Here is an 11,934-nt window from a genome sequence, read left to right as displayed (position 1 = left end):
GCTGTTAGCGCAACGCCTTTGCCGACAGCTTGTCCTTCAGTGCCGGATGCACAAATATCCCGTCTTTGCGCGCCAGCTTGCCGTCGAGGTGAATCTCGCCGCCGCCGTACTCCTGGGTCTGAATGAGCACCAGATCCCAGTGCACCGCGGATCTGTTGCCGTTGGGGGCTTCATCATAGCACTGCCCCGGGGTCAGATGGATCGAGCCGAAAATCTTCTCATCGAAGAGCGTATCTTTCATCGGCTTGTTGACGTTGGGATTCAGCCCGAAGGAGAATTCACCGACGTAGCGCGCGCCCGGATCGGTGTCGAGAATCTTGTTGAGCTTGGCGTTGTCCCCGCTGCACGTGGCCTTGACGATCCTACCCTTCTTGAACACGAAGTGAATGCCATTGAAGAGCGCTGACTCATAGATCGACGGCACGTTGTATGTGATCTCGCCGTTGATCGAGTCGCGCACCGGCGCGGTGTAGACCTCGCCGTCGGGGATGTTGCGGTGACCATCGCATTTGACCGGCGGGATGCCCTTGATCGAGAATTGCAAATCGGTCCCCGGCCCTTTGATGTGGACACGGTCGGTCTTGCGCATGACATCGGCCAGGACATCCTGCGCCTTCGACATTTTGGGATAGTCGACGTTGCAGACGTTGAAATAGAAGTCCTCGAATGCCTCGCGCGATGTCTCGGCCAGTTGCGCCATCGCGGCGTTGGGGTATCGCAGCACGACCCAGCGCGTCCGTTTGACACGCTGCTCCAGATGTACCGGTTTGTAGTAGTGCTTCTTAAACCATCCCATGCGTTCGGAGGGAATATCCGCGAGCGTATACGAATTGTTGGAGCCGCGCACCGCGATGTAGCAGACCATGTCTTTCATCATCCGCAGGTGCATCTTCCCGTACTCTTTAATCTGCTCTTCGGTCGCGTTCAGGATCCAGCGGCGCTCGACTTCCTCGTCGTTGTGAAACCAGAACGGCAGCCCGCCGGCCCTGGCGACCTGCGTGATAATCTCACGTGACAATTCCAGCGTGTCATGGCCTTTGGTTTCCACCAGGACCTTCTCGCCGGGTTTGACGGCGGTGGAGTAGTTGACCAGCGTGTCGGCGAGTTTGATCAAACGGGCATCTTTCATTTCCTGTCCTCTCTATCGTTTCCCACTCCATTGGCAGCGACAATTCAGACCGGGAATATATCATATCCAGATAAGATGATGGAAATCGAGGTCTCTTTTTCGTATTCCAATTTGCGCTGGCGCCTCTATTTCCGTTTTGTAGGGGCGAGGTTTCCTCGTCCCTACACACGATGACGACAAGTGTGCCCTCATCTGCTTCAGAACGCGCCACGGTGACCGAATCGGCCCGCCGCATCTATCTAATGAAGGACCTGCCACCGGAGGTTGTCGCGGTGGCGTTTGCCAAGACCTCCCGTTCGCCGGAACCGTTCGACAAGATCGCCGAGGAGCTCACCGAGAGCGCCTCAGCCCAGTTTCACGAAAAGTGGGTGGTCGGATACGGCCACGCGTCGGTGGCTGAGCATGCGATGCTTTCGATCGCGGTCGAGAATGTCTCGATTATTGCCGCCAAGGCGATCGAAGATAACCGACTGGCATCATACACCGAGAAATCGACGCGCTATCAAATCTATGACCCTGAGCGAGTCTACCGCCCGGCGTCGTTTCGCGTCCACCCTGAGTTGAATCGACGCTACGAAGAATTGATTACCGGCCTGCTGAGCACTTACATCGAATGGTCGGAACGTGCCATCGACCACCTGAAAGCGCAATTCCCGCTCGAAGCAGGAAAGTCGGAGCGGATGTGGCATGCGCGCCTGCGTGCCAGGGCATGCGATGCAATCCGTTACCTTTTGCCGACTGCAACGCTGACCAATCTGGGCTGGACCATCAATGCCCGTGCATTGGCGGGGGCAATCCGTAAGCTGACCGGCTCGCCGTTGCCGGAACTGCGCCAGATCGGCGAAGAGGTCAAGGCAGTCGCCTATGAGAAAGTCCCGACCCTGCTGAAGTACGCCGAACCCGATATGGCGCGCGCCGCCGGCATCAAAGATGTACAAGATTCGTTGAACGGCACACCACACGCACAGTCGCGAATCGTCTCCGACATCCCTCCCGATGTGCGAGTCCTGCGCTATGAACGCGATGCACTGCAAGTCCTCGCTGTCTCAGTCGCCTATCAGGGTCAGATGGGCGATTGGGCGCGCGCCGAACAGGTTGTCGCCGCCATGTCCGAAGGGGAGAAGCGAGAACTGATCGGGCGCGTCCTGGTCCCGTTGGGGCCGTTTGATCCTCTGCCGCGCGCATTCGAACACATCAACTATTTGATCGAGATCACCGTCGACTACGGCGCATGGCGCGACATCCAGCGCCACCGCATCGGCACGCAACTGCCGCAGGAACTGACGCCGGACTTGGGGTACACCGTCCCGGCACTGATCGAGGAGATGGGATTGCGCGCCGAATTCGAGCAGTGGATCGGGCGCTCGGCTGCGGCCTATGATGCGATTCACGCCGAGTTGCCCGATGAAGCGGTTTATGCGCTGCTATTGGCATTTCGCAAGCGGTCGCTCTTCCATTGGAATCTCCGCGAAGTATTCCACTTCGTGAAGCTTCGCGGCACCAGCAAAGGGCACGATGCCTATCGTGCCGTCGCCCACGACTTGTGGCGCAAGGTGCTTGAAGTCCATCCGTGGCTCGGCGGGTTGCTCTATCCGTTGGGCGAAGACGCCCGGCCATAGCGTATCTCGTCTGCCGAACGACCCGGAATCGCTCAAGCGCCCGCAAGACGTTCCGACATATAGGAATGTGAAGACGCAGTCAACGGCGACCGCTGCCCGAGCGTTGGAGCCGCAACTCGAGCAGCAGGTCCGGGCGCTGGAACGCGCCCAGCGCACGCAATTACATTGGCGCGCTCAGATGGCCGCCGAGATCGCGCACGATCTCAACAACTATCTTGCGATTCTCAGTGGCAACGCCGAGCTGCTGATGATGCAGATGGACGATGACATTCCTGCGCCCGCCCGCAAATGCCTCGACAACATGCGCCGCGCCCTCGGTCAATTGGGCGTTATGGCGGATGCCTTCCTCAAGTCACGATCCCAGACCGATCAGGCCGAACGCGTCGATCTGGGAGGATTTCTCGCTTTCCAGACGCTGTTTTTCAAGCCGCAAAAATGGTTCCAGAAGATCGTCCTCGAAACAAGGTGCGCGAATCCGCTGCCGGTAGTGGCCTGTCGTGCCGGGGAGTTGCAACTTATCCTCTTCAACATTCTCTTGAATGCCGCCGAGGCGCTGAACCACCCCGATGTCACCGGGTCGACGATAACGCTGTGTGCTGAACCGGGCAACGACCGGGAGACCGTCTGCCTCTCCATCGCGGATGATGGGCCGGGGATACCGGATCCGATGCTGTCGGGCATCTTCACCCGGGCGGTCACGACACACGGCGAACGGCGCGGGCTCGGTCTGATCCTGGCCGGCCAGCTTGCGGTCCGCAGCGGTGGCGAGCTTTCGATCTCCAACCACAGTCCGCACGGTGTCGAGGTGCGACTTTCGCTGCCAGTAGCTCCTCAGACAACCCCCGTGCGCACAGCGATTCCCGCCGGTATCTCACCGGACTTAGAACCGTAGCAATCCCCCGCTGCAAAAACTACGACCCATCGGATTGTCGGATCGTCCCCGCAGTTGTAGGGGGCCGAGCCCACAGATTCGCCTTGCCCGAGGGCGATTGAACCGATTCCCCACTGCTGTTCAATAGTCGTGCATCGCCGTACGGCGTTGTGCGCCCGAGACGTAGAGCGCCTCATGGATCCTGCCTGTATTTGGGCTGGGCATTTGCGGGAATCGTCGTCGCCGGGTCCAGCGAGATCGATCCGGCTTTGACAACGGAACCCCGAGACCCATAGCCGTACCCAGATCTATCCTCCCCCGACCCCGGGTCGCCGCCCTCGACCCGGGGTCTCCTCCATCCGGGATGTCACGCGACGTGTTCATCGCGCTTGCGCGATTCGGGAGATCCGCATTCGTTAGACCACCGCCATTGTGATGAACCTGATGGACTCGCCACCCAACCAGTCGCCCGAGAATGACCCACAGCCGATCTTCGAGGCATTCCCGCGCAGCCGTCCACCTTGGCGGGTCGAACACGCGATCCTCTATTTCGTCGTTGCCGCGATCGTCTCGGTCGTATTGGGCGCACTGTTGATCAATGTGGTGGGGTTCTATGGCTCCGTGCTGATCGCCGAGATTGTCGGTTTCGGCCTGATCCCGCTTGCGCTCACGCGACGGTTTGCGACCGAATTGCCGCGACAACTGCAACATCCGCAGGTGCCGCGATCATTCTGGATGTGGACGGTCATTGCCGTCGTCGCCTTCGCCACCTTGCACAGCAACCTGCCGGTGCTGATCGACCGCTTCTATCCGATTCCCAAGGAGCAGTTCGAGTTGTTCCGGCGTTATCTGGCGGCCGACACGCCCGCGCAGTTCTTGTTCTTTGTGCTCGTGGCGGCGGTTGTTCCTGCCATTTGTGAAGAGTTGGCTTTTCGCGGGTTGATTCAAAGCGGCCTGCGGCGTTCGTTGGGGCCGAAGATCGCCGTCATTGCGGCGGGTTTTTTGTTTGCCCTACTGCATCTGAATCCGTGGAATTTCATCGGGCTGTGGGTATTCGGATGCTTTCTGGGGTATCTGGTCGAGCGCAGCGGAACCCTGTACCCCTCGATTCTCGGACACATGCTGAACAATTCGATGGCGTTGCTGGTTTTTTCCCTGCAATCGGCGGAGGAGTGGGACGAACCGTTAGAGTTCATTCCCTGGTATTGGACGCTCGTCGCCGGTTTGGTTCTCGTTGGTGCGGTGATAAAGCTCCATCAATCATCGGGTTTACAGCCGGAGCAGGTCTCACCCGAACCGATTATCGCTCCGGAGCCGCCCAGGTAATCATCAATTGACTCCCGGTCGAATTTTTGACCGATCAAAAGTTGCTTTTGGACGTATGTTGCCATTACACCGGATAAGTGTATGACCGAAGTGCGTAGACATACGACCGAGTCTGTCCTGACCGCCACACCGTCGCGTTCACGCGGCCAGGCGGTCGGCGAAATCCTCTCCGCCCCGTCCGTGTCCGATTGGTCGGAGTCCGAGGCGTTGATCGGGGCGATGCGGGCGTTGCACTCGACTCTGAATCTCAATGAACTCTACGAGATCGTCGTGAAGGTCATCGCCAGTCTGACCGGATCAGCCGGCGCCGTTCTCCTCCTTCATCGCCCGCGCACTCATCACCCGATTGTCTTCCGTGCATGGCTGCACGAATGGGAGACATCGCTCCCGCTGCCGGCACAGGCAGGGGATCAATTGATCGGTTGGCTCAATGATCGCGCCAATACGCACGAACCATTTGACGCCCCGCCGCGCGAAGTCGCCGATGCCATCCTCGAGGTCCTGAAGACTCCCATCCGCGGCGAGCAGTGGGTGCCGTTGGTGACTCCCCAACGCGTCATAGGAGCCATCGGTGCGCTGACGACCGCAAGTGATCCGGGTCGGCGGTTACCAGCGCTGTTTGTCCCATTGGCGGAACAGGCGACCGCCGCCCTGAGCAATGCACTTTTGTATCGACGTGTCGAACGTCAATCGCTGGAAACTCAGACGCTCTTGGCCGCGAGTCGCACATTGATGTCGTCCCGTGACCTCGATCAGGTGCTGCACGCCATCCTCGACACGCTGCATCGCGTGCTCCCCTACAATGCGGCCGGAGTGTTTCTTGTCGGCGACGGCGGCCATGTCGAGCGCATCATCGACCGCGGCTATGAGGGCCCCTCCGACGACTCGACGGTGCCTCTCGAGCGCAAGGCTCGCAAAGGACTGGTCGGCTGGGTGGCCGCGCATGGACAGCCGCTGATCGTCAACAATGTGGCGGATGATGCACGGTATCAACGCGCGCGAACGCAGACCCGCTCGGAAATGGTCGTTCCCATCTTTGCGGGGGAACGGCTGGTCGGGGTGTTCAATCTCGAACGCGACAGTGTCGACGGATTTCTCGAAGCGGATCTCGATATCGTCACCGCGTTCGCCCAGCATGCTGGTGTGGCGGTGGAACGGGCGCGCGCTGAGGCGGTGTCCGATGAAAAGCGTCGCATGGAAGGAGAGCTGGAGGTTGCCCGTCGCATTCAGCGGACCTTCCTTCCGGATGCCAGTCCGAATGTTCCGGGTTTTGACATTGCCGGTGTCAACATTCCCTCCGAGCAGGTGGGCGGCGACTATTATGACTTCCTGCCGATCGTCAAGGATCAACTCGGTATCGCCATCGCCGATGTGTCGGGCAAGGGAATCCCCGCGGCACTCATCATGGCATCGCTGCGCGCGTCGCTCATCGCGGAGATTCGCAACCAATACGCACTGCGCCGCATCATCGAAAAAGTCAACCTGCTGATGTGCGAACGCAACGATGAAGGGCGGTTCGTCACCGCCATCTACGGCGTGCTGGATTCCCGCAATCGCATCTTTACGTTTTGCAACGCCGGACACAATCCCGGCATCCTGCGCCGCGCCGACGGCAGCATCGTCATGCTTTCCGACGGCGGGCTGGCGCTGGGGATCCTCGATGATGCCCAGTTTGTGGAACGGGCGGTCGGCCTGAATGCCGGCGATGTGATTCTGCTGTACACCGACGGCGTCACCGATGTCATCGGTGCCGATGGATCGATGTTCGACACCGAGCGCCTGCTGGCGGCGCTGCACCGGCACGCGCACCTGCCATCACAGCAGATTATCGACGCGGTCCGGCGGGAACTGCAGGAGTTTGCCGATCCGGGTGCACCGGTCGACGATCTGACGCTGGTTTGCGTCAAGGTGCTCGAACCGCCAATCTGATGAGACGGGATAAGACCAACGGCATGATTGGCATTCCCTCACTGCCTGAAGTGATGGGGCAGTGCGCATCGGACAAGTGTGTCGGATTCCAACGCGTCATCGATTCCGTTGCCGGGTACTTTGGACGATATGGCTGTCCCGCTGACCATGACGGTGTCTTGGTTGCGCTCTCCGGCGGACCGGATTCGGTGGCGCTGCTATCAGTCATGCTGCATGGAGCACGCGCGAAGGGCTGGACGCTCGCCGCAGGACACGTCAACTACCGGTTGCGCGGGACCGAATCCGACGACGATGAGAGATTCTGCCGAGCGTTGTGTCGGACCTGGGAAGTTCCCATCCACGTGCACCGTGTCCCACTCTCGTCTGTGCCGGTTGCCAATCGTCAGCATTGGGCGCGCACCGTCCGCTATGATTTCTTCAAGCAGGTTGCCGACGATCTGGCAGGTCATTGGATTGCCACCGGGCACCATCTGAATGATCGCGCGGAGTCATTCGCCGCCGCCGTATTGGATGCCGGCGGCACATTCGCCCTCGCAGGAATTCCGCCGGTCCGCGGCCGAATCATCCGACCGTTGTTTGACTGCCACCGCGGTGACATCCTCGCAATGCTCGACAGTCTGTGTATTCCATATCGCACAGATCGGTCCAACGACGACGTCCGATATCATCGCAACGTCATCCGCCACGAGATACTGCCCCAGTGGGAACGGCGTAACCCTTCGATTGCCGAGGGCCTGGCGCGGACCGCGTCGCAGTTATGGGAGCAGAGGCGGTTTCTGGAGAAATGCGCGGCCCGCCTCATCGACGACTCGGTTCGGGGAACGCATCTCGGGCGGATCACTCTTGCCGCCGAGGTGCTATCGTCGGCGGATGACGCGCTCGACCCATACATTCTGCGTCTGCTCGCGGGACGCATCGGGATCGATTGGTTGCCCACGACGGCGACGGTCGAGCGGTTCCGATTGTTGCGCCATGACCCCGATGGCCCGGCCAAGACGGTAGAACAGGGACGCTTGCGCGTTCTCCGGTCGATGCGTATGCTGGCGTGTGAGGATCGGTCGCGCGTACAAGAGATCGAGTCGGAGGCGGCCGCGTTGGTTCAGCAGGGATCCACGCTGAATCTGAATCGGACATATCTGCGATTACGGGTTCAACAGGTGCAGCCCGCCGCATTCGATGACAGGCAGATGGCGTACATCGATTTAGACAGTCTACAGGGTCGTGTGGCACTGCGCCGCCCGCAAAATGGGGATCGTTACCGACCGATCGGGCTTCGCGGCACCAAGAAGCTCTCGGACATTTTCGCGGAGCGACGCATCCCCGCGTTTCAGCGTGCCGATGTGCCCGTGCTTGCCGACAATGCCGGGATTCTCTGGCCGGTCGGCTGCCCGGTGGCGGAACGCGGGCGCATTACGCCATCGACACGTGCCATGCTCGTGGCCGAGGTTTTCGACGCTGAGCGATCGGGGGTCCGATGAGCGAATCCGCCGTATCGACGTTGCCGGACAATCTGACCGTCCTGTATTCCGCCGAACAGATCCGCGACCGTATCATGCAATTGGCGGGTGAGATCACCGCCGATTTCGCCGGAGATACGCCCGTCCTGATCGGCATGCTCAAGGGCAGCTACATGTTCGTCGCCGATTTAAGTCGTGCGCTGCCGATTCCGCATCATGTCGATTTCATGGCCGTGGCCGCCTACGGCGCCGGGACCACCGCCGGCAATCTGAGACTTTTGAAGGATTTGAACGTAAACATAACGGGGCGCGCAGTCATCATTGTCGATGACATCGTCGACACTGGGGCGACGCTGAACCATATACGGCTCATTCTCGAAGCGCGGCAGCCGAAGCGACTGGCGGTGGTGACATTGCTGGACAAGAAGGTGCGTCGACGCAGCGATGTGCCGATAGACTATGTAGGATTCGAAATCGGCGAAGGATTTGTCGTGGGATACGGACTGGATTTGGCCGAACGGTACCGGCATCTGCCCTACATTGCACAGATCGACCCGTCCAAAGGGGAGGAGACTCGATAACGTGACCGACCGTTCACCATCCGAGCCGCGTCGATTGCCGCGCATGCCGCGCCCACCTCGATCACCGGATGATCCCGATGGTAAGGCACAGTTTCCGTGGAAACGGTCATCGCGCACCCTGATTTTCTGGGTCGCGCTGATCACCCTGTCGGCGCTGCTGGTGAACTACTACAGCTTCGGACGCGATCAGAGCACCGAAGTCACCTACACCGAGTTTGTCGAGCAACTGGACTCCGACAATGTGCAGTCCGTCACCGTGATCGACCGCCGTCTGAAGGGACGATTCAAAGTCGACGTGCTCAAGAGCGTCAACGGCAAGAGCCGCAAAGTTCACGACTTTGAGGTGTTGCTGCCGACCAGGGACGCAGAGAACATTCTCGCCCGACTGGAAGCCAAAGGCGTCGTCATCGCCGCTCAGGAGGAAGGGGTCAACTGGACCACGGTCCTGCTGGGGTTTGCACCGTGGCTCTTGTTGCTGGTGTTCTTCTGGTTGTTCATGTTTCGGCAGATGCAGTCGGGACCGCGCGGCATCTTCTCGTTCGGCAAAAGCCGCGCGCGATTGCTGTCTGAAGACCGTCCCAAAGTGACATTCCATGATGTTGCCGGGGCCGAAGAAGCCAAAGAAGAGTTGCAGGAAGTCATCGAGTTCCTGCGTGACCCCGGCAAATTCCAAAAACTTGGCGGCAAGATTCCCAAGGGTGTCCTGCTTCTCGGTCCTCCGGGCACGGGAAAGACATTGCTGGCGCGCGCAGTCGCCGGTGAGGCGGCGGTACCGTTTTTCTCGATGAGCGGCTCGGATTTCGTCGAGATGTTCGTCGGCGTCGGCGCCTCACGCGTGCGCGACTTGTTTGAGCAGGGGAAACGCTCCGCGCCGTGCATCATCTTCATCGACGAAATCGACGCCGTCGGCCGTCACCGTGGCGCCGGCCTGGGCGGCGGGCACGATGAACGCGAACAGACGCTCAACCAGCTCCTGGTGGAGATGGACGGGTTTGAGTCCAACGAAGGCGTCATCCTGTTGGCGGCGACGAACCGCCCCGATGTCCTCGATCCGGCGCTCTTGCGTCCGGGACGCTTCGACCGGCAGGTGGTCGTCGATGCTCCCGATGTGCGGGGGCGCGAGGGTATCCTGCGGGTCCACACACGCAGGGTCGCGCTCGGCGGCGAAGTCGACCTGAAAATCCTGGCGCGTGGGACGCCCGGATTATCGGGTGCCGATATCGCCAATCTGGTCAACGAGGCGGCGCTGCTGGCGGCACGCCGCGACCGCGACAAAGTCACCATGGCCGACTTTGAGGACGCCAAGGACAAAGTGATGATGGGCACCGAGCGCCGCTCGCTGGTCATCACCGAAGAAGAGAAAAAGACGACCGCCTATCACGAGGCGGGTCACGCCTTGGTCGGCAAACTCCTTCCCGATGCCGATCCGGTGCACAAAGTCACGATCATTCCACGCGGAATGGCGCTGGGCGTTACGCACTTTCTGCCCATCGACGAGCGGCACACGCACTCACGCGAATACCTTGAAGCGCGCCTGGTGTATACGATGGGCGGACGCATTGCCGAGCGGCTCGTCTTTAACCGGTTGACAACCGGCGCCGGAAACGACCTCGAACGTGCCACCGCGCTCGCGCACAAGATGGTCTGCGAATGGGGCATGTCCGAGAAGCTCGGGCCGATGACCTTCGGCAAAAAACAGGAGGAGATCTTCCTCGGCCGCGAGATTGCCCGGCATCGCGACTTCTCCGAACGGACCGCACAACTGATTGACGAGGAGATTCACCGTATACTACACGCCGCCGAGCAAAAGGCACACAAGCTCCTCTCGGAACACCTCGACCACCTGCACTCCATTGCCGGCGCCCTTCTGGAACGTGAATCACTCGACGGGGAAGACATCGACGTCCTCCTCCGGGGCGAACCGCTGCCGCCGATCCCTGTCGCTCAGCCCGAACCCGTGGCCAAACAGGAGCCCGCGGTCGCCGCGCGCAGCCGTGAGTCCGAACGCGCCAAACGTCTCGATCAACTGGGCGATGTGGCGCCCGGGGCATCTCCGGCATAACGCATCCGGCGGGGTCGACTGTCCTCGTGAATCAGCCAACGGCACCAACCGCGTCCGCCAGCAGCAGAGTCAGTTTCACATCACGAGACAGACTATTGCCGTTCATCATGGGGGTGATCAATGTTACGCCCGACTCGTTTTCAGATGGCGGCCGGTATTATCGAGCTCCCGATGCGGTTGCTCACGCGCGCAGACTGATCGACGAGGGTGCCGATGTCCTCGATATCGGCGGCGAATCGACCCGCCCCGGCTCCGACCCGGTCTCTCCCGAAGAGCAAATACGGCGCATCGGCAGTGTGATTCGACAGGTACGATCGTTCTGGAACGGCCCAATCTCCATCGACACGACCCGTAGCCAGGTTGCCGATGCGGCCATCGCGGCGGGCGCCGATTGGATCAATGACATCTCCGCGATGCGGGATGATCCGGCAATGGCCGAAGTCGCCAGGCGCAATTCGTGCACGGTCGTCCTCATGCACAGCCAGGGCAGGCCGAAGACGATGCAGGCGGCGCCTCGCTATGACGATGCCGTTGTCGAGGTCGCGGAGTTTCTCAGTTCGCGGGCAGAACTGGCCATCGCCGCCGGTATTCCGGCTGAGCGCATCATTCTCGATCCCGGAATCGGCTTCGGAAAGTCATATGACCACAATCTTGCGTTGATGACGCATCTGGATGTGATCTGCTCGCTCGGTTATCCGGTTCTCATCGGCGTATCGCGCAAGTCATTCATTGGCCAGATCACTGGAGCCGAACTGCCCGACCGCCTGGAAGGATCCTTGGTGGCAGTTGTAGCGGCGGCACGGCTCGGTGCGTCCATCGTCCGAGTCCACGATGTCGCCGCAACGAAACGCGCTCTGCAGACAGCCGGCGCCCTCGGCTTGCTGTCGCAGCCCGGATCGGGGCCATCGTCTCCGCAGTGATTGACCGCCTTCCTGTTTGCACCGTATAATCTTACGGAGT

The 11,934-nt window shown here is 60.5% G+C and carries 9 protein-coding genes; 8 read left to right on the top strand and 1 reads right to left on the bottom strand.

Features of this window, described 5'->3' with window-relative positions:
- Nucleotides 1-4 precede the first annotated feature (4 nt).
- Nucleotides 5-1,129, bottom strand: a complete 1,125-nt coding sequence (locus VGB22_08270) for an aminopeptidase (protein HEX9751262.1) — start codon at nt 1,127-1,129, stop codon at nt 5-7.
- Between the two features lie 182 nt (nt 1,130-1,311).
- On the opposite strand from VGB22_08270, the gene VGB22_08265 reads away from it, so the two are divergent.
- The 8 genes from VGB22_08265 (at nt 1,312) to folP (ending at nt 11,894) form a co-directional block, all read left to right on the top strand.
- Entirely contained in the window at nt 1,312-2,748 is a 1,437-nt protein-coding gene (locus tag VGB22_08265; GenBank protein HEX9751261.1) for an FAD-dependent thymidylate synthase, read from the top strand.
- 67 nt (nt 2,749-2,815) lie between these two features.
- Nucleotides 2,816-3,640: a HAMP domain-containing sensor histidine kinase gene (locus VGB22_08260; protein ID HEX9751260.1), complete on the top strand. Its 825-nt coding sequence runs from the start codon at nt 2,816-2,818 to the stop codon at nt 3,638-3,640.
- Nucleotides 3,641-4,063: 423 nt separating this feature from the next.
- Complete coding sequence (locus tag VGB22_08255) at nt 4,064-4,945, top strand: type II CAAX endopeptidase family protein (protein HEX9751259.1); 882 nt, start codon at nt 4,064-4,066, stop codon at nt 4,943-4,945.
- A gap of 81 nt (nt 4,946-5,026) precedes the next feature.
- The gene (locus tag VGB22_08250) at nt 5,027-6,874 is read left to right on the top strand and encodes a SpoIIE family protein phosphatase (GenBank protein ID HEX9751258.1); all 1,848 of its coding nucleotides are present in this window, start codon (nt 5,027-5,029) and stop codon (nt 6,872-6,874) included.
- A 23-nt stretch (nt 6,875-6,897) separates the two neighbouring features.
- Nucleotides 6,898-8,352, top strand: coding sequence for a tRNA lysidine(34) synthetase TilS (gene tilS / locus VGB22_08245; GenBank protein ID HEX9751257.1), 1,455 nt, complete (start codon nt 6,898-6,900; stop codon nt 8,350-8,352).
- On the top strand, nt 8,349-8,912 hold the full coding sequence (gene hpt, locus VGB22_08240) for a hypoxanthine phosphoribosyltransferase (GenBank protein ID HEX9751256.1): 564 nt from the start codon (nt 8,349-8,351) through the stop codon (nt 8,910-8,912). The genes tilS and hpt overlap by 4 nt, the downstream gene beginning before the upstream one ends.
- Before the next feature lie 43 nt (nt 8,913-8,955).
- Nucleotides 8,956-10,974: an ATP-dependent zinc metalloprotease FtsH gene (gene ftsH / locus VGB22_08235; GenBank protein ID HEX9751255.1), complete on the top strand. Its 2,019-nt coding sequence runs from the start codon at nt 8,956-8,958 to the stop codon at nt 10,972-10,974.
- Nucleotides 10,975-11,069: 95 nt separating this feature from the next.
- The gene (gene folP, locus VGB22_08230) at nt 11,070-11,894 is read left to right on the top strand and encodes a dihydropteroate synthase (GenBank protein HEX9751254.1); all 825 of its coding nucleotides are present in this window, start codon (nt 11,070-11,072) and stop codon (nt 11,892-11,894) included.
- The last annotated feature ends 40 nt before the right edge of the window (nt 11,895-11,934 follow it).

Source organism: Candidatus Zixiibacteriota bacterium, from assembly GCA_036397555.1.
Taxonomy (GTDB): Bacteria; Zixibacteria; MSB-5A5; order WJJR01; family WJJR01; genus DATKYL01.
The sequence above is the reverse complement of the archived record's forward strand: the minus strand, read 5'-3'. Positions and strand labels throughout refer to the sequence as shown.